Source organism: Variovorax sp. UC74_104 (assembly GCF_044055375.1).
In the GTDB taxonomy this organism is placed as follows: domain Bacteria; phylum Pseudomonadota; class Gammaproteobacteria; order Burkholderiales; family Burkholderiaceae_C; genus Variovorax.
This window is the reverse complement of sequence record NZ_CP171978.1, coordinates 5,685,279-5,712,015: the sequence shown is the minus strand read 5'-3', so window position 1 is coordinate 5,712,015 and position 26,737 is coordinate 5,685,279. Positions and strand designations below refer to the sequence as shown.

The 26,737-nt window shown below is 64.9% G+C and carries 17 protein-coding genes; 16 read left to right on the top strand and 1 reads right to left on the bottom strand.

The genetic code is table 11. From position 1 onward, the window contains the following. The first annotated feature begins 5 nt into the window (after positions 1-5). The 15 genes from ACHMXA_RS26720 (at position 6) to ACHMXA_RS26650 (ending at position 25,832) form a co-directional block, all read left to right on the top strand. Entirely contained in the window at positions 6-1,724 is a 1,719-nt protein-coding gene (locus ACHMXA_RS26720) for a methyl-accepting chemotaxis protein (protein ID WP_395316993.1), read from the top strand. 146 nt (positions 1,725-1,870) lie between these two features. Further along, entirely contained in the window at positions 1,871-3,487 is a 1,617-nt protein-coding gene (locus ACHMXA_RS26715; protein WP_395316992.1) for a methyl-accepting chemotaxis protein, read from the top strand. Positions 3,488-3,561: 74 nt separating this feature from the next. Continuing rightward, complete coding sequence (locus tag ACHMXA_RS26710) at positions 3,562-4,083, top strand: chemotaxis protein CheW (RefSeq protein WP_176662993.1); 522 nt, start codon at positions 3,562-3,564, stop codon at positions 4,081-4,083. A 63-nt stretch (positions 4,084-4,146) separates the two neighbouring features. Then, positions 4,147-5,748, top strand: coding sequence for a methyl-accepting chemotaxis protein (locus tag ACHMXA_RS26705; protein WP_395316991.1), 1,602 nt, complete (start codon positions 4,147-4,149; stop codon positions 5,746-5,748). Positions 5,749-5,771: 23 nt separating this feature from the next. Further along, positions 5,772-7,466 (top strand): methyl-accepting chemotaxis protein, encoded by a 1,695-nt coding sequence (locus tag ACHMXA_RS26700; RefSeq protein WP_395316990.1) that lies wholly within the window; start codon positions 5,772-5,774, stop codon positions 7,464-7,466. A gap of 16 nt (positions 7,467-7,482) precedes the next feature. Further along, positions 7,483-9,531: a methyl-accepting chemotaxis protein gene (locus tag ACHMXA_RS26695; RefSeq protein ID WP_395316989.1), complete on the top strand. Its 2,049-nt coding sequence runs from the start codon at positions 7,483-7,485 to the stop codon at positions 9,529-9,531. A gap of 77 nt (positions 9,532-9,608) precedes the next feature. Next, positions 9,609-11,327: a methyl-accepting chemotaxis protein gene (locus ACHMXA_RS26690; RefSeq protein WP_395321390.1), complete on the top strand. Its 1,719-nt coding sequence runs from the start codon at positions 9,609-9,611 to the stop codon at positions 11,325-11,327. Between the two features lie 19 nt (positions 11,328-11,346). Then, entirely contained in the window at positions 11,347-13,062 is a 1,716-nt protein-coding gene (locus tag ACHMXA_RS26685; RefSeq protein ID WP_395316988.1) for a methyl-accepting chemotaxis protein, read from the top strand. Positions 13,063-13,177: 115 nt separating this feature from the next. Beyond that, positions 13,178-15,142: a flagellar hook-associated protein FlgK gene (gene flgK, locus ACHMXA_RS26680; RefSeq protein WP_395316987.1), complete on the top strand. Its 1,965-nt coding sequence runs from the start codon at positions 13,178-13,180 to the stop codon at positions 15,140-15,142. Positions 15,143-15,185: 43 nt separating this feature from the next. Then, positions 15,186-16,397: a flagellar hook-associated protein FlgL gene (gene flgL, locus ACHMXA_RS26675; protein ID WP_176662988.1), complete on the top strand. Its 1,212-nt coding sequence runs from the start codon at positions 15,186-15,188 to the stop codon at positions 16,395-16,397. 168 nt (positions 16,398-16,565) lie between these two features. Next, the gene (locus ACHMXA_RS26670) at positions 16,566-18,593 is read left to right on the top strand and encodes an EAL domain-containing protein (RefSeq protein ID WP_395316986.1); all 2,028 of its coding nucleotides are present in this window, start codon (positions 16,566-16,568) and stop codon (positions 18,591-18,593) included. Positions 18,594-18,670: 77 nt separating this feature from the next. Next, the gene (locus tag ACHMXA_RS26665) at positions 18,671-19,705 is read left to right on the top strand and encodes a GGDEF domain-containing protein (RefSeq protein ID WP_395316985.1); all 1,035 of its coding nucleotides are present in this window, start codon (positions 18,671-18,673) and stop codon (positions 19,703-19,705) included. A gap of 494 nt (positions 19,706-20,199) precedes the next feature. Next, positions 20,200-24,558 carry an RHS repeat-associated core domain-containing protein gene (locus ACHMXA_RS26660; RefSeq protein WP_395316984.1) on the top strand — a complete coding sequence of 1,453 codons (4,359 nt, stop codon included), beginning with the start codon at positions 20,200-20,202 and terminating at the stop codon, positions 24,556-24,558. Next, entirely contained in the window at positions 24,555-25,133 is a 579-nt protein-coding gene (locus tag ACHMXA_RS26655; RefSeq protein WP_395316983.1) for a tetratricopeptide repeat protein, read from the top strand. The genes ACHMXA_RS26660 and ACHMXA_RS26655 overlap by 4 nt, the downstream gene beginning before the upstream one ends. Before the next feature lie 390 nt (positions 25,134-25,523). Then, a complete protein-coding gene (locus ACHMXA_RS26650; protein WP_395316982.1) occupies positions 25,524-25,832 on the top strand; it encodes a hypothetical protein in 309 nt (102 codons plus the stop codon). 20 nt (positions 25,833-25,852) lie between these two features. On the opposite strand, the gene ACHMXA_RS26645 is transcribed toward ACHMXA_RS26650, so the two are convergent. Next, entirely contained in the window at positions 25,853-26,167 is a 315-nt protein-coding gene (locus ACHMXA_RS26645; RefSeq protein WP_395316981.1) for a hypothetical protein, read from the bottom strand. Positions 26,168-26,493: 326 nt separating this feature from the next. On the opposite strand from ACHMXA_RS26645, the gene ACHMXA_RS26640 reads away from it, so the two are divergent. Beyond that, positions 26,494-26,688 carry a hypothetical protein gene (locus tag ACHMXA_RS26640; RefSeq protein WP_395316980.1) on the top strand — a complete coding sequence of 65 codons (195 nt, stop codon included), beginning with the start codon at positions 26,494-26,496 and terminating at the stop codon, positions 26,686-26,688. The last annotated feature ends 49 nt before the right edge of the window (positions 26,689-26,737 follow it).

Sequence of the window (26,737 nt, the reverse complement as noted above, 5' to 3'; positions counted from 1 at the left end):
TCTCAATGAACTCGTTTCTCAATCTCAAGATAGGTACTCGTCTCGGCGCGGGCTTTGCCGTTGTTCTCTTGCTGCTGGTTGGCATTGCCGGCCTCGGACTCCGTGCAATGACCGACATCCAGGCGCGGCTGAACGGCATCGTCACGAACAACAACGTCAAGGTGGCTTCGGTCAACAAGATGGTGGACGCCATTCGCGACATCGCCATCCTCGATGGCAACCTGATCCTCATGGTCGACGATGCCGCCATGCGCGAAGAGATAAAGAAGATCGCCGCGGCACGGGAGCGCTTCGCCGGAAGCCGAGCCGTGCTGGCCAAGCTGCTGGCCTCCTCCGAAGGCAAGGCGCTGCTTGCGCGAATCGACGAGAAGGTCACGGTGCTTGCGCCGCTGAACACCCAGCTCGGGGAGCTCGCCCTGCAGAACAGGAACGACGAGGCATCGGCGATCTTCATCTCGAAGTTCCAGCCGGCCGCGCGGGCCTTGCTCGCGGAGCTCGACGCCATGGCCGAACACCAGGAGCGGCGCTCGATGGAGGCCAACCAGGAGGCCATCGACGGCTATGCATGGTCGCGCAACCTGATGCTGTTGCTGGGCGGCATCGCCGTCCTGCTCGGCGCAGGCATCGCGTGGCTCATCACGCGTTCGATCACCCGGCCTGTCGGCGCGGCGGTGCAGGTGGCGGAGAAGGTCGCCGGCGGTGACCTCAGCGCGCGCATCGAGGTGCGCTCGAAGGACGAGACCGGCCGGCTGATGCTCGCGCTCAAGGAGATGAACGAAAGCCTCGTGAAGATCGTGAGCGAGGTGCGCACGGGTACTGACACCATTGCCACGGCTTCGGGGCAGATCGCCTCGGGGAATCAGGATCTGTCATCGCGTACGGAAGAGCAGGCGAGTTCGCTGGAACAGACGGCGGCTTCGATGGAGGAGCTGACCTCTACCGTGAAGCAGAACGCGGACAACGCGCGTCAAGCTAACCAGCTGGCCGTGTCCGCTTCGGAAGTGGCCGTGAAGGGCGGCAATGTCGTCTCGCAAGTGGTCGACACGATGGGTGCGATCAATACCTCGTCGAAGAAGATCGTCGACATCATCGGCGTGATCGACGGCATTGCGTTCCAGACCAACATCCTCGCGTTGAATGCGGCTGTCGAAGCCGCCCGCGCTGGTGAGCAAGGCCGTGGCTTTGCCGTGGTGGCTTCGGAAGTCCGAAGCCTGGCTGAACGCTCGGCAGCAGCAGCCAAGGAAATCAAGACCCTCATCGGCGATTCCGTAGAGAAGGTCGAAGAAGGCAGCAAGCAGGTGGAAGAAGCCGGCCGCACGATGGAAGAGATCGTGGGCAGCGTGAAGCGCGTGACCGACATCATGGGCGAGATCACCGCTGCCAGCCAGGAACAAACTTCGGGCATCGAGCAGATCAACCAGGCCATCACGCAGATGGACCAGGCCACGCAGCAGAACGCCGCGCTGGTCGAGGAAGCCTCGGCGGCGGCGCAGTCCATGCAGGAACAGGCCAGCAGCCTCGTGCGTGCGGTCAGCGTTTTCAAGCTCGATGCCAGTGCCGTGGCCCCCACGCGCCCCGCCTTCACGCGCATCACGCCGATCCCGACGCCTGCCAGGCCAGTGCCCAAGCGCCCGGCCAAGGCCCTGCCAATGCGGCAGGAGCCCAAGGCCGCGCCGCGGCTCGCCATGGCCGGCGGCGCAAAGGGCGACTGGACCGAGTTCTGAGAAAAAAGACTCAAGTCTTGCGCTCCGATGCCGATAACAGGACGAACCCCGATACCTGTTGTTGAAGAAAGAGAGCAATGAGTCTGAAGAATCCGGAAATCGGTGCCCGCCTGGTGGTACTGGACTGACAGGGAAGCCGAAAGACCATGCGCGTCAACCTGCCCGTCACCGGCATCGAATACGAACTGTCGCCCGATGCTGCCCTGGTGTCCCGCACCGACCTGAAGGGTCGCATCACCTACGTCAACCCGGCCTTCGTCGAGGCCAGCGGCTTCACCGTGGCCGAACTCATGGGCAAGGCGCACAACATCGTGCGCCACCCCGACGTGCCGCCCGAGGCTTTCGCCGACCTGTGGCAGACGCTGGGCCAGGGCCTGCCCTGGACCGGGCTCATCAAGAACCGCCGCAAGAACGGCGACTTCTACTGGGTGCTGGCCAACGTCACGCCGATCCGCCGCGATGGCCGCACGCAGGGCTACATGTCGGTGCGCAGCAAGCCGGGCCGCACTGAAGTGGCGGAGGCCGAGGCGCTGTACGCCCGCATCCGCGAAGGCCGCGCGAAGGACATCGAACTGCTGCAGGGCGAAGTGGTCTCTCGCGGATGGACCAGCCCGCTGGCCCGGCTGCGCCGCATTCCGGTTCGCCGCCGGGTCTTCGCCGTGGCCTCCGCCGCGGCGCTGCTGTCGCTGGGGCTGGGCATCGCGGGCTGGATGGAGGCCTCGCGGCTGGCCGCATCCGCTGGCACGCACAGCTGGCTTGCGGGTGCCATGGCCGCCGGCGGTGCGGTCTTCGCCCTCGCATGGCTGGGGCTGGGCCAGTTCCTCGCCCGCACGGTGTTCCGCCCGCTGGACGAGGCGGTGCACGTTGCGCGCGCCATCGCCGGCGGCGACCTCGCGCGCTTCGAGGTGCGGCGCGGCGACGAGATCACCGGCCTGCTGCGCGCCCTGAACCAGATGAGCGCGAACCTGTTCGCGATCGTCGCGGACGTGGGCGCCAACGTGGCGGGCGTGATGTCGGCCTCGAGCCAGATCGCTTCGGGCAACCAGGATCTCTCCTCGCGCACGGAGCAGCAGGCCAGCTCGCTGGAGCAGACGGCCGCCTCGATGGAAGAGCTGACCTCTACCGTGAAGCAGAACGCCGACAACGCCATGCAGGCGAACCAGCTGGCCGTATCCGCCTCCGAGGTCGCGGTGAAGGGCGGCAGCGTCGTCTCTCAGGTGGTCGACACCATGGGCTCGATCAATGCTTCGTCGAAGAAGGTGGTGGACATCATCGGCGTGATCGACGGCATTGCGTTCCAGACCAACATCCTCGCGCTGAATGCGGCGGTCGAGGCCGCGCGTGCGGGCGAGCAGGGCAAGGGCTTTGCCGTGGTGGCTTCCGAAGTGCGAAGCCTCGCGCAACGTTCCGCCGCCGCCGCCAAGGAGATCAAGACCCTCATCGGCGATTCCGTGGAGAAGGTCGAGGAAGGCAGCAAGCAGGTGGAGGAAGCCGGCCGCACGATGGAAGAGATCGTGGGCAGCGTCAGGCGCGTGACCGACATCATGGGCGAGATCACCGCAGCCAGCCGGGAGCAGACCCAGGGCATCGAGCAGATCAACCAGGCCATCACGCAGATGGACCAGGTGACACAGCAGAACGCAGCGCTGGTCGAGGAAGCCTCGGCCACCGCCCAGCTGCTGCAGGAGCAGGCCGACGGCCTCGTGAAGGCCGTGCGCGTGTTCAGGGCCGAGACCGCGGAGGCGGTCGCCGAAGCCGCATGAGCCGGCCTGAGCCCGCCTGAACCTGCACGAAGCCACGCGAACACACCAACCCCATTCAATCCGGAGAAGAAAAGATGCTGAACAAGGCAAAAGATCCCCTGCAACAAGCCGCATCCACGTCGGCAGCGGCCGCTGGCGCGTCGCGCCTGGAGGTCGTGACCTTCAAGCTGGGCGAAGAGGAATACGGCATAGACATCCAGAAGGTGCAGGAGCTGCGCGGGTACGACGCGGTGACGCGCATCGCGAATGCGCCGGAATACATCAAGGGGGTGGTGAACCTGCGCGGGATCATCGTCCCGATCATCGACATGCGCATCAAGTTCAGGCTGGGCGAGCCGACGTACGACCAGTTCACGGTGGTGATCGTGCTGAACATCGGCGGGCGGGTGGTGGGGATGGTGGTGGACAGCGTGTCGGACGTGATCACGCTGGCGGCCGAGCAGATCAAGCCTGCGCCGGAGATGGGTTCGGTGCTGGACGCGGACTACCTGATAGGGCTGGGCACGCTGGAGGACCGGATGCTGATCCTGGTGGACATCGACCGGCTCATGTCCAGCGAGGAAATGGGCTTGGTCGAAGCGGCCGCCACCGCCTGAGCCCGGCGCCACGGCCGCATGGCCGGCACCGGTTCCGAATCTTCACCCTTGAATGGCTGCACCATGAAGTTCTTCTCCAATCTCCGCATCGGCAACCGGCTGGCGCTGGCCTTCGCGGTCGTGCTGGGCCTGACCGTGGTCTCGACCGCCATCGCGCTCGTTTCCTCGCTCAAGAACGCCGAGGCCACCCGGGTCATGATGGAAAGCCCGCTCGCCAAGGAGCGGCTCATCTCCGACTGGTACGTGCTCACCTATTCGGCCATCGCCCGCACGTCGATGATCGCCCGCACCACCGACGAGAGCCTGCCGGTGGTCTTTGCCGACGTCATCTCCGACAGCGTGAAGAAGGGCAGCGAGACCATCGCCAAGGTCGAGAAGCTGCTGGTGACGGACGAAGAGAAAGCGATCCTCAAGTCCATCGTCGAGCTGCGCGCGAAGTACCAGACCGCGAAGGAGGACGTGGGCAAGGCCAAGGCCGGCGGCGACACGGTGGCGACCGCGCGCGTCTTCAAGGAAGTCTTCCAGCCGGCCGCCAAGGCCTATGAAACCCGCGTGCTCGACTTGCTGTCGCTGGAGCGCAAGGCCATCGACGACATGAGCAAGGCCATCGACGCGGCGAACGCGCGCGCCTTCAACCTGCAGATGCTGCTGACCTTCCTGACGGTGGTGTGCGGCGCCATCTTCGCTTTCTTCATCTCGCGCAGCATCGTGCGCCCGCTCGCGCAGGCCGTGGAGGTCGCAGAGACGGTGGCCGCTGGCGACCTGAGCGCGCGCATCGAAGTGCATGGCCGCGACGAGGCCGGCCAGCTGATGCAGGCGCTCAAGAACATGAACGCGAACCTGGCGAAGGTGGTGGGCGAAGTGCGCAGCGGCACGGAGACGATCGCCACGGCTTCCGGGCAGATCGCCTCGGGCAACCAGGATCTTTCTTCGCGCACGGAGCAGCAGGCGAGTTCGCTGCAGCAGACCGCTGCTTCGATGGAAGAGCTGACCTCTACCGTCAAGCAGAACGCCGACAACGCGCGCCAAGCCAACCAGCTGGCCGTGTCTGCCTCGGAAGTCGCGGTGAAGGGCGGCAACGTGGTGTCCCAGGTGGTCGACACCATGGGGTCGATCAATGCCTCGTCGAAGAAGATCGTCGACATCATCGGCGTGATCGATGGCATTGCGTTCCAGACCAACATCCTGGCGCTGAATGCTGCGGTTGAAGCCGCCCGCGCTGGTGAGCAAGGGCGCGGCTTTGCTGTCGTTGCTTCCGAGGTCCGCAGCCTGGCTCAACGTTCCGCTGCCGCAGCCAAGGAAATCAAGACGCTGATCGGCGACTCCGTGGAGAAGGTCGAAGAGGGCAGCAAGCAGGTCGAAGAAGCCGGCCGCACGATGGAAGAGATCGTGGGCAGCGTGAAGCGCGTGACGGACATCATGGGCGAGATCACCGCTGCCAGCCAGGAACAGACCTCGGGCATCGAGCAGATCAATCAAGCCATCACGCAGATGGACCATGTGACGCAGCAGAACGCGGCGCTGGTGGAAGAAGCCTCGGCCGCTGCCCAGTCGCTGCGGGAACAGGCCGGCAGCCTGTCGCAGGTGGTCGGCGTGTTCCGCCTGGGCGGCAGCCATGCCGAAGGCCAGGCACAGCGGCTGGCGTTTGCAGCGTCGGCGGCATGAAGGAAGAAATGGAAGGCAAAGCAATGCAGTGGTTTCAGAACCTTCGCGTCACCGTCCGGCTGATCATCAGCTTTCTCGTGGTCGCGGCCATCGGCGCAGCGGTGAGCGCGCTCGGCATCTTTCACATGGGGCGCATCAGTGCGTCGACCGAGGCGCTCTATGCCAACGAGCTTCGTGCCCTGCAGGCGGTGCAGGACGCCAACATCCGCCTGCTGTACGCCAGCCGCGCGCAGATGACGCTGCTGTCGGCCGGCACGCGCGGCGAGCGCAATGCGGGTGCGAACGAGGTCAAGGCATCCGTCGAGAACCTCTCGGCGCGTGCCGCGGAGGTCAAGTCCTTCTTCGGAGAAACCGAGGAGGGTGCCAAGCTGTTCGGCCAGTTCGAGGCGCTGATCGGGCCGCTGACGGCGCACATGAACGACTTCGTGGCCCTGCTGAACAAGCAGCCGCTGGACAGCTCCCAGTTCGACAACCAGGTGAGCGAGGACAGCGCGCGCCTGCTGAAGGAATCGCGCGGCCTGGAGGAAGTGCTCCAGCGCATGGTCGCCTACAGCAAGGATCTTGCGCGGGAGCGTGCCGTGCATGCCGACGAAACCTACAAGAGCTCCAGGCTGACGATGCTCGGCCTGGCGCTGGCGGGCATCGTGGTCAGCGTCGGGCTGGGCGTGCTGGTTGCGCGCCTGATGGGACGCCAGCTCGGCGGCGAGCCTCAATACGCCGCCGACGTGGTCGGCCGCATCGCCGGCGGCGACCTGTCGCTGGCGGTCGAAGCCGACGCCGCGCATGACAACAGCCTGCTGCGCTCCATCCAGAAGATGCAGTCGCAGCTGACGTCGATCGTCGTGGAGATCAAGGATTCGAGCGAAACCATCGCCACGGCCTCGAGCCAGATCGCGTCGGGCAACCAGGACCTGTCGTCGCGTACGGAAGAACAAGCCAGCTCGCTGGAGCAGACGGCGGCTTCGATGGAAGAGCTGACCTCGACGGTCAAGCAGAACGCGGACAACGCGCGGCAGGCCAACCAGCTGGCCGTGTCTGCCTCGGAAGTCGCGGTGAAGGGCGGCAACGTGGTGTCCCAGGTGGTCGACACGATGGGCTCGATCAATGCCTCGTCCAAGAAAATCGTCGACATCATCGGCGTGATCGATGGCATTGCGTTCCAGACCAATATCCTGGCGCTGAATGCGGCTGTCGAAGCCGCGCGCGCTGGTGAGCAAGGGCGCGGCTTTGCAGTTGTTGCTTCCGAGGTCCGCAGCCTGGCTCAACGCTCGGCAGCAGCAGCCAAGGAAATCAAGACGCTGATCGGCGACTCTGTGGAGAAGGTCGAAGAAGGCAGCAAGCAGGTGGAAGAAGCCGGCCGCACGATGGAAGAGATCGTGGGCAGCGTCAAGCGCGTGACGGACATCATGGGCGAGATTACGGCAGCCAGCCAGGAGCAGACCTCGGGCATCGAGCAGATCAACCAGGCGATCACGCAGATGGATCAGGTCACCCAGCAGAACGCGGCACTGGTGGAAGAAGCCTCGGCCGCAGCCCAGTCGCTGCAGGAGCAAGCCGGCATTCTCGTGCGCGCAGTCAGCATCTTCAGGCTGGGTGAAGACCAGCAAGTCGCTTCCCGCGCGCAGGCCGAGGCGCCGGCCCTCGCGCGTGCCGCTCCATCGCTGCCCGCCGCGCCGCAACTGGCGGTCGCCAGTGCCGGTGACTGGCGCGAGTTCTGAGCCGGGAGCACTCTTCATGAATACCGCGAACCCCGCAAGGCGCGAGCACGCCTTCGTTCCGCTCGCCCGCACCATGACCCTGGCCGCGGCCGGCGGCATGCTGCTGGTGGCGACGCTGGTGCTGGCGGTCTTCTACGCGATGGCTTCCGCGCAGCAGAAGCGCAGCGCTGCCCAGTACGCCAATGCGAAGGCCGAGGCCATCGCCCGTTCGCTGGACATCTTCGACCAGACTATGCGCCTCACGGCGGAGAACGCCTTCGGCGTCTTCCGGCGCCAGTTCGCATCCAGCCTCGTGCTCGACAACACGGGGCAGGGAACCCTGAGCAGCGACGGCACGCCCATCGACGCGTCGCGCATCGCCGAAGTGGATGCCTTCGCGCGCGATTTCCCCGGCGCCAATGCCACCGTATTCATCGCGCAGGGCGACGACTTCCGCCGCGTCACCACCTCGGTGAAGAAGGAGAACGGCGAGCGCGCCGTCGGCACGCTGCTGGACCGCAAGAGCGGGGCGTATCCCGTGCTGCGCGAAGGCAAGCGCTTCGTAGGGCGCATCACGCTCTTCGGGCGTCCCTACATGACCGTCTACGAGCCGGTGCGCGACGCAGGCGGCCGCGTCGTGGCGGTGCTCTACATCGGCCTGGACATCTCCCGGCAGCAGGCCTCCTTCGGCGAAGCCGTGAGCGGAACGCGGATCTTCGACACCGGCGGGCTCTACATCGTCGACCCGGCGGGCGCCGGCGGTGCGGCAACGCTGGTCTTCCATCCCACGGCTGCGGGCAGGAAGATGGCCGAGCTCCTGCAGGACGATGCATCAGCAGCCTGGCTGTCGCGGATCTCGGCCGCCGACGCAATGTGGATCGACGACGCGCGCCCGGTGCTCGCCCCGGCCGAGGGCCAGCAGCGCTATGCCTCGGTGGCCAGGAGCGAAGCGGCGGGCTGGCTGGTGGTGGCGGAGTTTCCTGCGTCGGAAGTGCTGGCCGTGCTCTATCGCCAGATGGCATGGATCGCGGCCTGCATCGTGCTGGCGGCGCTGGTGCTGGGCATCGCGCTGATCGTCTTCATCCGCCGCACGGTGCGGCCGCTCGGCCTGCTGAGCGAGCATGTGCAGGCGCTGGGCCGCGGCGACCTGTCGCGGCGGCTGGCTTCCGAGCGCCGCGACGAGATGGGCGTGATCACCCGCGCCGTGGAAAGCATGCGCCAGAGCCTGGCCGGCGTGGTGAGCGGCGTGCGCGCCGGCACCGATGCCATCGCCACCGCCTCGGGCCAGATCTCGGCCGGCAACCAGGACCTCTCGGTGCGCACCGAAGAGCAGGCCAGTTCGCTGCAGCAGACGGCCGCATCGATGGAAGAGCTCACCGGCACCGTGAAGCAGAACGCCGACAACGCGCGGCAGGCCAACCAGCTGGCGCTGTCGGCCTCCGGGGTGGCGCTCAGGGGCGGCGAGGTGGTGGGTCAGGTGGTGGACACCATGGCCTCGATCCATGCGTCGTCCAAGAAGATCGTGGACATCACAGGCGTGATCGACGGCATCGCGTTCCAGACCAACATCCTCGCGCTGAACGCGGCCGTGGAAGCAGCCCGAGCCGGCGAGCAGGGCAAGGGCTTCGCCGTGGTCGCCTCCGAAGTGCGCAGCCTCGCGCAGCGCTCGGCGGCCGCGGCCAGGGAAATCAAGGGCCTGATCGACGACTCCGTCGGCAAGGTCGACGCGGGCACCGCCCTGGTGGGCGAGGCCGGACGGACCATGGAAGAGATCGTGGGCAGCGTCCGGCGCGTGACCGACATCATCGGAGAGATCAGCGCCGCGAGCCAGGAGCAGACCTCCGGCATCGAACAGATCAACCAGGCCATCGCGCAGATGGACCAGGCGACGCAGCAGAACGCGGCGCTCGTCGAGGAGGCCTCGGCCGCCGCCCATTCGCTGCGCGAACAGGCCGGCGGCCTCGTGCAGGCCGTCAGCATCTTCAAGCTGGACGAAGAACCGCGCCGCCCCGCGCGCGCCGAACCGTCGCTGTCCGCGCGGCCGCGGCTGGCGGCCGCCGATGCGGGCGACTGGCGCGAGTTCTGAGCCCGGCGAGCACGCACGAACAACACACGCCAACACGCGCCAACAAGCTATCGGGCTGCGGCCCCCAAGGAAAGATCATCAAAACCTTCTACAACCTCAAGATCGCGACCAAGCTTCTCGTGTCGTTCGTCGCGGTCCTCGTGCTCACGGCCTGCCTGGGCGCGATTTCCGTGCTGCAGCTGGGCAAGGTCCACGAGATGTCGACCGACCTCTCGACCAACTGGCTGCCCGCCACGCGCTCGCTGCTCGAACTCAAGGGCATGGTTTCGGGCTTCCGCAACCAGGAGATGGCGCACGCCCTGTCGGGTTCGTTCAACGAGATGGCCGAGTACGAGAAGGCGATGGACGCCTCGTGGGCGGCACTGCAGAAGAAGCGCGCCGAATACGAGTCGTTCATCTCGGAGCCCGAGGAGCGCGAGGTCTACCCGGTGTTCGCGAAGCTGCTGTCGCAGTACGAGCTGGAGCACAAGAAGATCATTGCCGTCTCCCACACGCAGGACACCGACCAGGTGAGCGGCATGATTCGCGGCAAGTCGCTGCAGCTCAGCCGCGAGATGAACGCCGCGCTGGACAGGCTCACGCAGGTGAACCTGGCCGGCGCCGTCCGCGCGGGCCAGACCGCCGACGCGGTGCATGCGCAGGCCAGGCTCTGGGTGATCGGCCTGCTGGTGGGCGCCGTGGCGCTCGGCCTGGGGCTGGCGCTGTGGATCGCGCGCATCGTCGCCCGGCCGCTGGAGGAAGCCGTGAAGGTCGCCCAGTCCGTGGCTTCGGGAGACCTGACCAGCCGCATCGAGGCACACACGACGGACGAGACCGGGCAACTGCTCGACGCACTGAAGGGCATGAACGACAGCCTCGTGAAGATCGTGAGCGAGGTGCGCACGGGCACCGACACGATCGCCACCGCATCGGCGCAGATCGCCTCGGGGAATCAGGACCTGTCTTCCCGCACCGAGGAGCAGGCGAGCTCCCTGGAGCAGACGGCAGCCTCGATGGAAGAGCTGACCTCGACCGTGAAGCAGAACGCCGACAACGCGCGTCAAGCCAACCAGCTCGCCGTGTCCGCTTCGGAAGTGGCGGTGAAGGGTGGAAGTGTCGTCTCGCAAGTGGTCGACACGATGGGTGCGATCAATACCTCGTCGAAGAAGATCGTCGACATCATCGGCGTGATCGACGGCATTGCGTTCCAGACCAACATCCTGGCGCTGAATGCTGCGGTTGAAGCCGCCCGCGCTGGTGAGCAAGGGCGTGGCTTTGCCGTGGTGGCCTCGGAAGTCCGCAGCCTGGCTCAACGCTCGGCAGCAGCAGCCAAGGAAATCAAGACGCTGATCGGCGACTCGGTCGAGAAGGTCGAAGAGGGCAGCAAGCAGGTGGAAGAAGCCGGCCGCACGATGGAAGAGATCGTGGGCAGCGTGAAGCGCGTGACGGACATCATGGGCGAGATCACCGCCGCGAGCCAGGAACAGACCTCGGGCATCGAGCAGATCAACCAGGCCATCACGCAGATGGACCAGGTGACGCAGCAGAACGCGGCGCTGGTGGAAGAGGCTTCCGCAGCAGCCCAGTCGCTGCAGGAACAGGCCGGCACCCTCGTCCAGTCCGTGAGCATCTTCAAGCTCGATGCCAACGCCCTGGCCACCACGCGCCCTGGCTTCACGCGCATCACGCCCATCCCGAAGCCTGCAAAGCCCACCCCCAAACGCCCGGCCAAGGCCCTGCCGAAGCGGCAGGACTCGAAGGCTGCACCACAGCTCGCCATGGCCGGTGACGCCAAGGGCGACTGGACGGAATTCTGAAACCGGAGAAGGAAGTCAAATGAACCTGAGCAACCTGAAAATCGGCACCCGGCTGGGCCTCGGCTTCGCGCTGGTGCTGCTCCTGATGGCGGTCATCGCCACCACCGGCGTGCTGCGCCTGAAGAGCGTGGGCAAAGCCACCGAAGAAGTGATGCAGCATGCCCTGGTCAAGGAGCGCCTGGCCAACCAGTGGTCCGTGTTGCTCGGGCCGGCCATCGCCAACTCCTTCGCGATGGTCAAGGCCACCGACCCCAAGGTCGTCGCCTACTTCGAGAAGGCCCGGGCCGACAAGTCGGCGCAGATCAACCCGGTGCAGAAGAAGCTCGAGGAACTGCTGAACTCCCCGGAAGAGAAGAAGCTGTATGCCGGCGTGGCGGAGCCGCGCGGGCTCGTGCTGACCATCATCGGCAAGATCAACAAGCTCAAGGCCGAAGGAAAGAACGACGAGGCCATGGAGATGGCCGACAACCAGTTCGCGCCCGCGCTCGCCGTCTACGAGGAAGCCGTGGCGAAGATCGCGTCGTACCAGCGCGACCGCATCGACGAGCTGGCGCGGGACATCGAGGCCGAGCACTCGAACGGCGAGACCACGCTGCTGGTGCTGTCGGCCATTGCGCTGGTGCTGGGCGCGCTGTTCTCCTGGCGCCTGACGCGGGGCATCGTGCGCCCGCTGGGCCACGCGGTGGAGGTGGCCGAGACGGTGGCCGCCGGCGACCTGAGCGCGAACATCGTCGTGGAAAGCCGCGACGAGACGGGGCAGCTGATGCACGCGCTGCGCGAGATGAATGCCAGCCTGGCCAAGGTGGTGGGCGAGGTGCGCATGGGCACGGACACGATCGCCACGGCTTCGGGGCAGATTGCGGCGGGCAACCAGGATCTGTCGTCGCGTACGGAAGAACAGGCGAGCTCGCTGGAACAGACGGCGGCTTCGATGGAAGAGCTGACCTCTACCGTGAAGCAGAACGCCGACAACGCGCGTCAAGCCAACCAGCTCGCCGTGTCGGCGTCCGAGGTTGCGGTGAAGGGCGGCAACGTGGTGTCCCAGGTGGTCGACACCATGGGGTCGATCAATGCCTCGTCCAAGAAGATCGTGGACATCATCGGCGTGATCGACGGCATTGCGTTCCAGACCAACATCCTCGCGCTGAATGCTGCGGTTGAAGCCGCCCGCGCTGGTGAGCAGGGCCGTGGCTTCGCCGTGGTGGCCTCGGAAGTCCGCAGCCTGGCTCAACGCTCGGCAGCAGCAGCCAAGGAAATCAAGACACTGATCGGCGACTCGGTCGAGAAGGTCGAGGAAGGCAGCAAGCAGGTGGAAGAAGCCGGCCGCACGATGGAAGAGATCGTCGGCAGCGTGAAGCGCGTGACGGACATCATGGGCGAGATCACAGCAGCCAGCCAGGAACAGACTTCGGGCATCGAGCAGATCAACCAGGCCATCACGCAGATGGATCAGGTCACCCAGCAGAATGCGGCCCTCGTGGAAGAGGCTTCCGCAGCGGCCCAGTCGCTGCAGGAACAGGCTGGCAGCCTCGTGCGCGCGGTCAGCGTCTTCAAGCTCGACGCCAACGCCGTCGCCACCACGCGCCCGGGCTTCACGCGCATCACGCCGATCCCGAAGCCTGCAAAGCCTGCCCCGAAACGCCCCGCCAAGGCCCTGCCGGTGCGGCAGCAGGCCAAGGCCGCGCCGCAGCTCGCCATGGCCGGCGACGCCAAGGGCGACTGGACCGAGTTCTGACACTCAACTTTCGGCGGCACCTGCCGATATAGACACCAAGGCGTCGGATCGCATCGAAGAGATCGAGCGACCGGTGCCACTGCAACCCACACACCGCATCGACAGGTAAAGCCATATGTCCGGAAGTCTGTTCTACACGGGTCTGAGCGGCCTGGGCGTCGCGCGCACCGCGCTGATGACCACCGCCCACAACACCGCCAACGCCTACACCACCGGCTACAGCCGCCAGGTGGCCGAGGTCGCCACCGGCGCCGCCATCTCCAGCGGCTCGGGCTTCATCGGCTCGGGCGCCAACGTCACGACCGTCTCGCGCAGCTATGACCGCTACCTGACCGCGCAGCTGTCGATGGCGCAGTCGGCCTCGGCCGCGCTCGCCACCAACGGCACGCAGGTCAGCCGCATCGACACGCTGCTGGCCGACAAGACCTCGGGCATCGCGCCGCTGATGCAGAGCTTCTTCACCAGCGTCCAGGGCGTGGCCAACACGCCGGCCGACCCGGCCGCGCGCCAGCAGATGATCAGCTCGGCGCAGGCGCTGGCCGGCAAGTTCCGCTCGACCGACCAGTACCTGTCCGACCTGAACTCCTCGATCAACGACCAGATCGTCGGCAGCGTGGACCAGATCAACACCTACGCCGGCAAGATCGCCAGCCTCAACCAGCAGATCAGCCAGATCAGCGCCATGGCCGGCGGCCAGCCGCCCAACGACCTGCTCGACCAGCGCGACAAGCTCGTGAGCGACCTCAGCCAGGTCGTCGACGTGAAGGTGCTGCAGCAGGACAACGGCAAATACAACGTGTTCATCGCCTCCGGCCAGTCGCTGGTGGTGGGCGACTACGCATCCACCATGGCGGCGGTGAGCTCCGCGGCCGATCCGTCGCGCAAGGTCGTGGCGCTGCAGGGCTTCGCGGGCACCACCGCCGAGCTGTCGGACGGCGTCATCACCGGCGGCGTGCTGGGCGGCCTGCTGTCCTTCCGCCGCGACACGCTCATTCCCACGCAGAACGCCATCGGCCGCCTCGCCATGTCGGTGGCCGATGCAGTGAACGCGCAGCACAAGCTGGGCGTGGACCTGGGCGGTGCGCTGGGCAAGGACTTCTTCACGCAGTCCGTGCCGGCGGCGCTCTCCAACGCCAGGAACACGGGCAACCTCGAGATCGGCGCCTCGATCTCCAACGCCTCGCAGCTCACGGCCAGCGACTACAGCGTGGAAGTCACCAACGTGGCCGGCACGCTCACCTACAACGTCACCCGCCTGTCGGACAAGCAGTCGATGGGCGCGTTCACCACCTTCCCGATCAGCTTCGACGGCGTGAGCCTCGCGGCCGCCAGCGGCACCGCGCAGGCGGGCGATTCGTTCCTGATCCAGCCCACGCGCACCGGCGCGCGCGACCTCGACGTGCTCACGCGCGACCCCTCCAAGGTGGCGGCGGCATCGCCCATCGTCACCGGCAACGCAGCCGGCAACAAGGGCACCGGCGCGCTGGGCGCGGCCACCGTGGACGCGAGCTACCCCGCCACGCCCCTGGCCGCGAACCTCACGCTGAGCTTCGACGCCGCCACCGGCAGCCTGACGGGCTTTCCCGCGGCATCGGCCGTGACCGTCACGCTGGCCAACGGCACCAGCACCACCTATGCGGCCGGCGCGCCCGTGCCCTACACCGCCGGCGCGAAGATGAGCTTCGACGGCGTCAGCGTCACCATGACCGGCGCGCCCTCGAACGGCGACACCTTCACCATCGGCAAGAACAGCTCCGGCGTGTCGGACGGCAGCAACGCGCTGCTGCTGGGTGCCCTGCAGCGCAAGACCCTCATGTCCAACGGCACGGCCACCTTCAACGGCGCCTACTCGCAGATCGTGAGCGAAGTCGGCAACCGTGCCATGGCCATCAAGGTGGCCGCCACCACGCAGGACAGCGTCACCAGCCAGATCAAGGCCAGCCGCGACTCCATCTCGGGCGTGGTGCAGGACGAGGAAACCGCCAACCTGCTGATGTTCCAGCAGATGTACCAGGCCAACGCGAAGGTGATCCAGACCGCCTCGACCATCTTCGACACCATCCTCGGCATCGGCCGCTGAGCCCGGAGTCCGTCCGGAAGATCCACCAAGCCAAGGCAAAGCGATGCGCATCAGCACCCAATCCTTCTACGACCAGAACGTGCTGGCCATGGGCCAGCAGCAGCAGAAGCTGTTCAAGGTCCAGCAGCAGCTGGCCACCAACTCCAAGTTCCTCTCGGCCGGCGACGACCCCGTGGGCGCGGCCCGCGCGCTGGGCGTGAGCCAGACGCTCTCGGAGATCTCGCAGTACGCCACCAGCCGCCAGCGCGCCTCGCTGTCGCTGTCCAACGAGGAGAACGCCCTCGATTCGGTGACCTCGATCCTGCAGAACATCAAGACCCTGACCGTGCAGGCCGGCGGCGCCGCGCTGTCGGATGCCGACCGCGCATCGATCGCCACCGCCATCCAGAGCAGCTACGACCAGCTGATGGGCATCGCCAACTCGACCGACAGCAACGGCCAGTACCTGTTCGCGGGCTTCAAGAGCGGCACGCCGCCCTTCGTGGCGGCGGCCGGCGGCGGCGTGCAGTACGTGGGCGACCAGGGCCAGCGCCTGATGCAGGTCGACGTGGCGCGGCAGATGCCCACCTCGGACGACGGCCGCACCGTCTTCCAGTCGGTGCAGGGCAGCGCGGGCTACGTGGCGTCCGGCGCCCCGGCCAACACCGGCACCGGCGTGTTCGGCTCCGTCAGCGTGACCGATGCCACCGCGCCGAACTACGGCAAGGACTTCACCATCTCCTTCACCGCCACCGACTACACGGTGATGACCAAGGACACGCCCCCGGTGGTCGCGGCCACGGGCACCTTCTCGCCCGATACGCCCATCAGCTTCGGCGGCGTTCAGGTCAAGATCACGGGCAAGCCGGCCGCTGGCGACAGCTTCGACGTGTCGACCGCGAAGAACGCGGGCACTGACGTGTTCGCGGCCATCGGCGAGCTGGTGAGCGCGCTTCGCACGCCGCTGGCCGGTGGCGGCGCGGCCGCGCAGGCCAAGCTGCAGAACGCGCTGAGCACGGCCAACGTGAAGGTGACGAACGCGCACGACAACGTGCTGACGGTGCTGTCCTCGGTCGGGTCGCGGCAGGCCGAGATCGATTCGCTGGATTCGGGCGGCGCGGGCCGCAAGCTGCAGGAAGAGTCCTATCTGTCTTCCATCGAAGACCTGGACCCGTACACCGCGATCTCGGAGTTCTACCAGCGCCAGTCCTCGCTGCAGGCCACGCAGATGACCTTCGCGCGGCTCAACAGCATCTCGCTGTTCAACTACCTGTAGCGGAGAAAGAGGGCCGCCGAGGAGCCGGCCGGACAGCGTTCGAAGAAACAGGAAAACAAGAACAAGTCCTCGAGCGCCGGAGCCGGAGGCGCAAGACGGGTGCCTCGCTGCAGGGCTGCAAGCGCAGGCACGAGGAGCAGGTGAGGTGTCCGCGAAGGCGCGGGCAGCATGACGCAAGAAAACCAGGGGAGCATGAGCGTGTGGGAATTCGTTCTTTCCGCGTGGAAGGCCGAGCTGGCCAACTATCCCATTCTGCTGATGCAGTCCGCAGCAATGCTGGGCATCTTCAGCCTGGTGCTGATGCTTTCGAGGGTTTCGAAGGTGTCCGAGGCGATGCTGCACGCGCGCGCCAGCTTCTACGGCTGGACGCTGGGCCTCACCGGCTTCGTGCTGCTTGCGATGGCGTTCCAGCTGATGAACCTGCCGTCCAAGCCGTACATCGGCTCGGACCTGCTCTTCATGGCGGGCCTGCTGGGCGGCTGGCGCGGCGGGGGCATCTGCTGGGCGCTGCTGGTGGGCGGCCGGTTTCTCTTCGGGGGAGCGCACCAGGCGCCTGCCTTCGTGCTCGATATGTCCATGCTGGTGCTCGGCGGCATCGTCATGCACTACCGCATCGGCTACAAGCCGATCACCTCCTTCGGCTGGCGCGACGTGCGCAACGCATGGCTGGTGCGGGTGGCGTTCTCGATGCTCTCCACTGGGCTGGTTCACGTGCTCGCGCTGGTTCCTGCGCACATCAACGCGCGCGTCTTCGCGCTCCGCATCCTCGGCTGTGCGCTGTCGCTGCTGATCATCGGGTGCATGCTCGCCCTGCTTCGCAGGGATGCGAGGGAACGCGAGTCCCACGCCCGTGCGCTTTCGATGTCGCACACCAACCTGCTGACCGGGCTTCCGACCCGGCTCGCGCTCGGGGAATTCCTCGAAGAGCTGCTGAGGGCCGACGCCAGGCAGCATGTGCTCATGACCTTCCAGGTCGCCAATCTCAAGGAGATGGTGCGCGCGCTCGGCCATGACTGGACCGACCACTTCTGGGGCGAGCTTTCCTTCAGTCTCACCCAAGGGCCGGCCGGCCGGATGCTGGAAGGCTTCAAGCCCCGGAGCTATCAGTTCAGCGATTCTTCGCTGATCGTGGTGCTGCAGGGCGTGTCGCTGGAGTGGATGGAGCAGGAGCAGATGGCGCTGAGGGTGCAGGCGGAAGCGATGGCGGCGCTGCGCAACACCCATGCGGCCTACATGCAGCTGCAGCTGCGCATCGGCGTCTCGAACGCGCGGATGGGGCCGCAGGTCAATGTCGCCTCGATCCTGCGCGACCTGAGCCTGGCGCTGCAGAGCAACGAACAGATGGTCCGCTACTTCCACTCGTCGTTCGCGGAGCAGTCCGACAAGGACGAGGACGTGCGCCGCCAGCTGATCGACTGGATCCACACGGCGAACCCGCCGATGCAGTACCAGCCCAAGTTCCACCTGATGACGCGCCACGTGTGCGGGGCGGAAGCCCTGCTGCGGGCGCAGTCGGTGAAGGAGCAGCCGCTGGCGCCGCCCTACGTGATCGAGATCGCGACCCGCCACCAGCTGCTGTCGCAGTTCGAGTGGTGCACCCTGGAGGTGGTCGCGCGCGACATCAAGCGCTGCCTCGCGGCCGGCTACCCGATACCGCTGGCCGTCAACATCTCCGCGACCACCCTCACGCTTCCGCGCTTCGGCGATCGCGTGCTGGCCTTCCTCGACCTGCTGAGCGTGCCGCCGCGGCTTCTGTTCATCGAGATCACCGAAAGCGGCCACGTGCCCGACGTGGAAACGGTGCGCGCCAACATCGTGGTGCTGCAGCGCGCGGGCGTGGGCCTGTCGCTGGACGACTTCGGCACCGGCTATTCCGCGCTGACCACCCTGGCGACCATTCCCTTCACCGAAGTGAAGATCGACCACAGCATGATCGCGCGCATCGACCAGCCGCGCATGCGCGAGGCCGTCGCGCTCGCGCTGGAGAGCGCGACCCGCTACAACGCCGCGCTCGTCGCGGAGGGCGTGGAGACCGAGGCCCAGTCCGCGGTGCTGCTGGAGATGGGTGTGCTCTTCGGCCAGGGGTACCTGTTCTCGAGGGCGATTCCGATGGAGGAGCTGATCCAGATGGCCCGCCGCAGGGGCGCGTTCTGCGCGGACGGAACGCTCAGGAGCCCGGGACCCATACGGGCCTGAGAAGAACGGGCAGTCGCCCTCCCACTGCCCCCGGACCGCTCGAGCGGCGTGAACCAACAGGTTGCAGGTCTTCGATCATGATCGTTTGCTACCCATCCGTCGACGAGCGGGCCCGGCTGAAAGACTTTCTCCGGCTCATCAAGCCGATCTCCGTGGGCGTCCAGGTGATCGGATTCGTGTTCTGGGGCGCGGCATGGTGGCTCGCCGACCCGGGCTACCAATACGTGACCTGGCACCTGGCGCTGCTTGCATGCTGCGTGGCCTTGTCCATCGCCGGAAGCTGCGCGACCCGGTTCCTCTCTTTCTTCTCGATCATCTCCGTCTGGCTGCTGTGCCTGGGTTTCTCCATGCTCATGGCGCAGAGCCCCGATCGCGAGGTGTGGGCGGTCTCCATGAGCGTGATCGTCTCTGTGGTGGGCGCGCCGCTCTTCTCGCGGTTGAGCCTGTCGGCGCTGGCGAGTTCGGGGGCATGGCTGATCATGGGAAGGGGGGAGTGGGTGGGCACACCCCATGGCCTGGATTCCGGCTGGACCTTGCTGATGCCTTGCGGGACCATCACCATGGGGCTGCTGATGAACGTCATCTTCGCGACGCTGCACCGCGAGAGCCTGAGGCTGCGGCAGGAGCTCGAACAGCTCGCATACAAGGACGTGCTCACCGGCATGTGCAACCGCCGCAAGCTCCTGGCCGACGTCCAGCAACTCCACGAGCAGGGCCGGCTCGGCGACGGATGCTTCCTGATGATCGACGTGGACGACTTCAAGAAGATCAACGACGACTTCGGGCACGCGGCCGGCGACCTGGCGCTGCAGCGCGTCGCGGCCGTGCTCAGGGAGGCCGCGCTCGGCCATGCCCTGGGCAGGCTCGGCGGCGAGGAGTTCGGCATCATGCTGACGGGCGGCGGCACGGCGCATGCGCAGTCGATGGCCGCGCGCATCCTGGAGCAGGTGCGCGGCATCCGCATCGAGGGCCGCCTCGTCACGGTCAGCGTGGGCATATCCGATCTGGGCCGCCATCGCATTCCATCGGAGCTGATGCGCGAAGCCGACATGGCGCTGTACGAGGCGAAGCGCATGGGGAAGGACAGGTTCGCCCTGCATGTCGTAGGCTGACCTTCGACAGTGGTGCGGTAAGACATGCCGCGAACCCCATAGTGCGTCGCCTTCAACGGAACCCGAAGTCGAACCTTCCTCCGGCATGACCATTTCCCAGGTGTCGCCTGTGCGCATGCCATCAAGCCGTCGTTGTGTGCGCGTAGCCTTTCCGCTAACCTGGAGTCGCTGTACAGAGTGGGCAGCTTGGGGAGCCTGAGCGGGTTATCGATTGCTCGGGAAAATGCTGATCGTCACGGCTCGCGAAGGTGCCGTTAGATGTTCAGGCGCACCAATGAGAAAGCACGAGGGAGGGGTGAGTGATGTGTTTGCAGGGGGCATTGCAAAGAATCTGCGATTTGGTCGCAGTTTCACGGACGTCGTCTCGATCGACGAGATGGGCCTTTGAGGTTTTTTCGGACAAATGGCGTCGAACCCTCAGCAGAGGCCAATCATGTGGGGCTGCTCGTCAGCAGCCTCGCAATCTTTGGGGCGGGTTACCCCATCTTTTCCGCTTGCTCGTCGCGGCGTGCTGCCTTGGCGCTCCCTATTCGTTCGCTGCCCAGGCGTACACGTATCAGGCCTTTGGCAATGGATGGCTTGGCAGCAAGCACAGTGACGTGCAGCGCACTGCTTCGGCAGCATGCGCGCAGATGGTTGGCGCTTCCGCATCCGTAAACGGCAGCGTCTACACGTATGTGAGTTCGATTGCGTCCGGTGCCGACACCCAATGCACTGCGGTGGAAAGGGACGCTTCTACCGCGGGGGTGTTCTATAGCCAGACGACCCTCTATCTGGATAGACAGTGGCGAGAAGTATCGGATCCCCCGACGGATCCCTCCCTTGTCGACCCCATCACCGGCAAGCCCGCCGCGCCCGAGCCGCCGCTATGCCGTAACGACGTCGTCAGTGCGGCCGATGGCGAGATATTCGGCGCCCCTATCTTGCCGGCCACCGCAGAGAAGTACCGGTCAGACCTCGACTACGGCGACAACGGCCCAGCACCGCTGTCGTTCCGGCGCACGTACCGAAGCACTTGGGGTGCAGACACAAGCCGGCCAGCAGGCTCGTTGGGCAGGGCGTGGGCGCACAACCACACGACGGCGCTGCGGTTCGCGCCGGCAGTCAATCCAATCTCCGTAGCCATCAACAACGCAGACGGAACGCTGCGTGCATTCAGCAAGGCTCCGGGCTCGTCGGTCTGGACTACTTCGAACAGTGCGGACAGTCTGGTGCAGGCGGTCGACGGTACCTGGGCATATCGGCGTGCCGAGGACGACGCTACGTTGTTGTTTGCTGCGGATGGGAAGCTGCAGGCGCTCACCCAGCGAAATGGGCAGATCACTTCCTACACCTATGATGCTGCCGGACAGCTGATCACGGTCACCAACCCATTTGGGCGCACGCTGACACTGGGCTACAACGGTGCGGGCTTGCTCGTGTCGGTTGTCACGCCCGACTTGCGCAGCATCGCCTACACCTACGACCCCGAAGGTCGCCTCTCGGTGGTGACCTACCCAGACGCAAAGACTCGTACTTACCTTTACGAGAATGCTACGTACCCACAGGCCCTGACGGGCATCCTGGATGAAACGGGCGCGCGTTTCGCCACCTTCAGTTATGACTCGCAAGGCCGTGCCATCGAGACACAGTTGGCCGGCGCCGTCAATCGCTACCAAGTGAGCTATCCCTCTTGGGGTTCAGCGACGGTGGTTGATCCGTTGGGCTGGAGCCGCAGCTACAGCTACAGCACAACGAAGGGGAAGCTGGTCGTGACCGGCGGCTCATGGCCCTCCGGCAGCGGCGGCAACGACGCTGCATACCGAGTTCAGGACGCCAATGGCTTGGTCACTTCCGAGAGTGATTTCAAAGGCTCGGTAACCACTTCAAGCTGGGACATCACCCGCCGTCTCCCGCTCGCGGTGGTCCGAGCATTTGGCAGGCCGGAGGCCCAGACCACCACTACCCAGTGGCATCCTGATTTCAGCCTCCCCATACAGATCACCGAGTCAGGCCGCAGGATCTCCTTCACCCACGATGCCGTCGGCAATGTCCTCACCCGGACGCTCACCAACACCATCAACAACAAGGCTCAGACTTGGCAGTGGACGTACAACGCCCAGCAGCTGGTCGACACCGCCACCGACCCCAACGGCGCGGTGACGAGCTACACCTACGACCCCCGAGGCAACGTCCTCACGTCCACGAACGCCCTGGGCCATGTGACGCAGTATGGCTATGACCTTGCCAACCGCGTCGTCAGCTCGACCGCTCCGAATGGCCTGATCACCACCTACACCTACGATCCTCGCGATCGACTTTTGACCCAGAGCATCGGCAGCCAGACCACCGTCCTCACCTACAAGCCCTACGGCACCGTCGAGACCGTCTCGCTGCCCAGCGGCCTTGTACTGACCTACGCCTACGACGCCGCCCATCGCCTGACCGGCTGGAGCAACAACCGAGGCGAATCGGGCACCCACACCCTGGACGGCATGGGCAACCGTACCGCCGAGCAGATCAAGGACAGTGCTGGCGCCGTGGCCTGGAATGTCGCGCGCACCATGAATTTGCTCAACCGCGTCTACACCATGACCGAAGGCCCGAACCAGGCGAAATCCTTCGGTTATGACGCCAACGGTGACCTCAGCCGCACCACTAACGGGCTGAACCAGAGCACTCAACTCGCGAGGGACAACCTGCGCCGCGTGGTCTCTGTCACCGACGCAGCCAACGCCAGCGCCACCCTGAAGTACAACGCCCTGGACGCCGTCACCGAGGCCAAGGACTTCAAGGGCGTGGTCACCGCCTATGGCCGCGATGCCCAGGGCAACGCCACCACCGAGAGCAGCGCCGACACAGGCGGCGCCAGCACCCAGTACGACAACCTCGGTCTGCCCAGCCAGGTCACTGATGCCCTGGGCCAGGCCACGACCATCACCCGGGACGCCCTGGGCCGTCCCACCGGGCTGGTCTTCGCCGACGGCAAGACCACCACCCTGCGCTACGACCTCACGGCCAACAGCAAGGGATATCTGTCGGAGATCCTCGACCGCAGCGGCACCACCGAGTACACCCGGGATGCCTTCGGGCGCATCACGCTCAAGAAGCAGACCCTCGCCAACGGGAGCGTCCAGCAGGTCAGCTACGCCTACAACCCCAACGGCACCCTGGCGAGCGTCGGCTATCCCAACGGCGGAACTCTCTCCCACGTCTACGACGCCACGGGCCGCCTCGCGGGCCTGAACTGGAACGGCAACCCGCTGGTCAGCGGCATCGCCTGGAACCCGCTGGGCCAGCCTACCGCATGGACCTGGGCCTTCACCACCAGCAGCCCGCAACTCGCAGCCAGCCGCAGCTACGACACCGCGGGCCGGCTCACGAGCACCGAGTTCAGCAGCTACGGCTATGACGCTGCGGGCCGCATCACGAGCCTGACGCAGAACCTGTACTTGCCCGGGGACACCGACCCGACCCACAGCACCATCGCCAATGCGAACGTCACCTGGAGCGTGGGCTACAACAGCGTGGGGCGCATCATCAGCTTCAACGCCACGGGTAACACGGCTGGGTTCGACTATGACGCCAACGGCAACCGATCCAGCAGCACCCGGGTCCTGAACGGCCAGACGACCAACCGCACCTACACGGTCGGCTCGAGCAGCAACCAACTCACGGGCTTCACGCAAACAATAAACGGATCAAGCAACACCAGCGTCACCTACGGCTACAACGCCAACGGCGACCTCTTGACCGATGGCCTGCGCAGCTACACCTACGATGCTGAAGGCAGGCTGGCGGCAGCAACGACGGGCGCGACCGATGTGAGCCCGACCACGCGCTATGCGCACAACGCGCTGGGCCAGCGGGTGTTCAAGACGGAGCCGCTGTACCCGCCGAGCCAGGGCGACGAGGCCGATCCGGGCTTCATGGCCAGCCTGATCGCGTTCTTCACGAAGCTGTGGAGCCCGGCCAACAACCAGGCCGAGCAGCTGGGCTATGCCTACACCTATGACGAGCAGGGCACGCTGATCGCCGAGGTGGGCAGCGGCGGCACCAACAGTGCAGGGCAGAGCCAGTACATCTACCTGCCCACGGGCAATGGGCCGATGCCGATTGCGGCCGTCATCGATGGTGCCACGTATGCGGTGCACAGCGATCACCTGAACACGCCAAGGAAGCTGAGCAACGCCGATGGCCAGGCGGTCTGGCAGTGGGGCTACAGCGCCTTCGGGGAGGACAAGCCCACAACGGCAAGGAACAGGTTCGCCAACACGGAGACGACATCCAACCCGGGCACGACCAACATTGCAGAGGTGAGGTTCAACCTGAGGTACCCAGGGCAGTATGCGGACGAAGAGTCGGGGCTGAGCTACAACTACTTCAGAAGCTATGACGCGAGGACGGGGCGATACAGCCAGCCGGACCCGATTGGACTCGACGGAGGTTGGAATCGGTTCAGCTATGCCGATGCAAATCCGCTGACCCATATGGATCCTTTTGGTCTGTATGAGCTCTATAGGAGTGGTGGCGTCACAATGGACGCATACCCCGGGCCGCAGGCCGGTGGCAATGAACATGCCAAGCATGGACCGGGCGAGAGTTATCACATCCATCTGCGTGACTCGCAAGGTCGCGAAGCTCGGATCTCAACAGAGACATGGAAGCCGTTGGCGCCCGACGACAAGGAAATCTTCAACAGCAGCAAGCAGATGCAAAGGGCGTGTGATACCTTGACAGAGCCCCAAAAGAAGTTCTTCGACCGAGTGAATCGGCAGATCTTCCATCGGGGGCTGCCCACAACAAATCAATCCCTTCGCTTGTTGGGCATCCGAACAGGGGGGAAGGGCTTCTATGGACGAGGAAGCGATTGAAAAATCACTCAGCGCGATTTATCGCCGCGATGCAAGCGTATGACATCGGAAAACCAGAGGATGCGTTGCGCTTGATGGAGGAGTGCGCCGAAAGCGGTGAGCCGGCAGCTTGTTTCATGACGGCGCTCTGGTACCACGATGGTGAAGGCGTACCGCAGGACTTGGAGCGAAGCGCTCGATGGCTGGCGCGGCATGAGGAACTCGCGGAACAAGGGAGCCTTGAAGCGCAATGGGATGTCGGGCAGAACTACCGATTTGCCAATCTGCTGCCATTGGATATCGAGCGCGCAAACTACTGGTTGGAACGAGCGGCGGCCGGTGGCTGCGGCGAAGCGCAGCATCACTTGGCTTGGTACTACGAGACCGGGCAGTACGCATATCCTGTCGACCCAATCGAAGCTGCGAATTGGTATCGGCGCGCTTTTGAGCAAGGACACCCTGAAACGCTTTATCTATACGCGACCCGTATACTTCGCGATGGTCAAGCAACCGAGGAGGCCATCGGATTATTGAGGCAAGCAGCCGAAAAGGGATTAAAGCAAGCCGAATACCTGATGCGGTCTTACATGCATTGAGAAAGCGCTGTTGTAGTTTGCCCAAGCAAAAGAAGGACCTTCGCTTATTCAATTCATCGGGAAGTCGTCTCGAACACACATGATCATGATTCCCGGAAATTTAAAATCGTACGTCTGCATTCATGTCTTCGAAGGAACAAGGCCCGTACTCTTGGTCAGCAGAAAAGACGGGGATTGGTGCTTCGTTTGCGGAGAAGACCACGAAGACAATGCCTCAAATTACCGGGTGGTGGGCATCGGCCATGTACTCGAAGACGACCCCAGTCTCAGGTCACAACTGGACCTTCAGCCGGATTGGGATGCGGAGAGAAAAGATCTTGACTCGCCGTGGATTCGAACGAGAAGTGACGCGCCGGATGCGTAGCTCTTCTCTTCGTGGATCGGATGGAGATGACTGATTTTTCTCTTCATTTCCCTGCTGGTCTTACTGAGCCGACACTGGACGACAACATCGATGTTCGGATAGAGCTGATTGATGGTCGTGCATTCAGTTTGACCTTTTTCACCGTCTCCAATCTTGTGACACTCATGGCTCACTGGGGGAATACGGGAGAGTGCGCAAGCGGACTGTATGTCTGGGCCAAGAACATGATCGTGGTACAAGAAATCTCGCAAGCAGTGATCAGAAAAGTCGCACAGGATCTTGTTGAAACTGGTGATATTGAATCGGTAGGCTGGTTGATCCATTCGTCTGAATAAATCAGTACCCTTGAAAGTGTTCATCGCGTATCGCCTTCATTCAAGGCAGCACGCAACGACTGAAGCGCAGAGTCAGCCGACTCGATCCGCCGCTTCAACTCCTCATTGACCACCCGCACCAGCGCTCCGAGTTCGGTGCGCGTCGGATGGATCTCTTCCGTATCGTTCACGTTCTGTGAAACGATGAGCTTCTCCAGGCCTGCGTACGCGCGCTGCAGTTCGTGCAAGTTGTCGATGTCATCGCATGCCTGCAGCGCAAGAGATTCAACGCTGGCGGCTTCGGATGATTCGGGATAGGAAGAGGCGCGTGCGGACGCGCGAGCAGATGCAGCCATGAAAGGCCTCCAAGGGTTTCGGTTTGCTGAAACAGCCGCACTCAACGCCAATTGAGGGCGGCGGCTCGACGAGTTGGCGTACCGGGAAACCACTTGCGTGAAACCGGCCGGGCTCGCGCCCGCCCGTCGAGCCGCCAAAACTGGAGGCACGAACGACGAAGCCGCAGACCCTGCGGGTGACTGCGGCTTGCGTCGCAGTGATTTCAGCGGGACGCCAATCCCGATCACGCCTGTTTGGACGTGACGAAGGCAGTATAGCCATGCAGACTACGGCGATTCGAACTGGCGAGATGCCCGCCTGGCCTGCGACTCCATCTGCTGAAGCAATGAAAAAACTGCTCGAGATCGCCTTGCTCATTGGGGCCTTCCTGCTTGGAGGATGGCTGCTTCCGATGTTGATTTGCTCGCTATCGGGCGTTGCGAACTCGGTGCTCTGTGGTCACAACTTCTGGATACTGAGCCTGCCATGTGCGCTGCTTGGCGCGATAGCTGCCTGGATCGGCATACTGCGAATCCGGTAGGGCGTTGTGTCTGTCGACACATTGCTCGCAAACACGGAACCGAAGACCA

Excerpts from the sequence above, each read along its gene's own strand:
- ACHMXA_RS26720 (WP_395316993.1), top strand. The coding sequence starts at position 6 with ATGAACTCGTTTCTCAATCTCAAGATAGGTACTCGTCTCGGCGCGGGC.
- ACHMXA_RS26715 (WP_395316992.1), top strand. The coding sequence starts at position 1,871 with ATGCGCGTCAACCTGCCCGTCACCGGCATCGAATACGAACTGTCGCCC.
- ACHMXA_RS26710 (WP_176662993.1), top strand. The coding sequence starts at position 3,562 with ATGCTGAACAAGGCAAAAGATCCCCTGCAACAAGCCGCATCCACGTCG.
- ACHMXA_RS26705 (WP_395316991.1), top strand. The coding sequence starts at position 4,147 with ATGAAGTTCTTCTCCAATCTCCGCATCGGCAACCGGCTGGCGCTGGCC.
- ACHMXA_RS26700 (WP_395316990.1), top strand. The coding sequence starts at position 5,772 with ATGCAGTGGTTTCAGAACCTTCGCGTCACCGTCCGGCTGATCATCAGC.
- ACHMXA_RS26695 (WP_395316989.1), top strand. The coding sequence starts at position 7,483 with ATGAATACCGCGAACCCCGCAAGGCGCGAGCACGCCTTCGTTCCGCTC.
- ACHMXA_RS26685 (WP_395316988.1), top strand. The coding sequence starts at position 11,347 with ATGAACCTGAGCAACCTGAAAATCGGCACCCGGCTGGGCCTCGGCTTC.
- flgK (WP_395316987.1), top strand. The coding sequence starts at position 13,178 with ATGTCCGGAAGTCTGTTCTACACGGGTCTGAGCGGCCTGGGCGTCGCG.
- flgL (WP_176662988.1), top strand. The coding sequence starts at position 15,186 with ATGCGCATCAGCACCCAATCCTTCTACGACCAGAACGTGCTGGCCATG.
- ACHMXA_RS26670 (WP_395316986.1), top strand. The coding sequence starts at position 16,566 with ATGACGCAAGAAAACCAGGGGAGCATGAGCGTGTGGGAATTCGTTCTT.
- ACHMXA_RS26665 (WP_395316985.1), top strand. The coding sequence starts at position 18,671 with ATGATCGTTTGCTACCCATCCGTCGACGAGCGGGCCCGGCTGAAAGAC.
- ACHMXA_RS26650 (WP_395316982.1), top strand. The coding sequence starts at position 25,524 with ATGACTGATTTTTCTCTTCATTTCCCTGCTGGTCTTACTGAGCCGACA.
- ACHMXA_RS26645 (WP_395316981.1), bottom strand. The coding sequence starts at position 26,167 with ATGGCTGCATCTGCTCGCGCGTCCGCACGCGCCTCTTCCTATCCCGAA.
- ACHMXA_RS26640 (WP_395316980.1), top strand. The coding sequence starts at position 26,494 with ATGAAAAAACTGCTCGAGATCGCCTTGCTCATTGGGGCCTTCCTGCTT.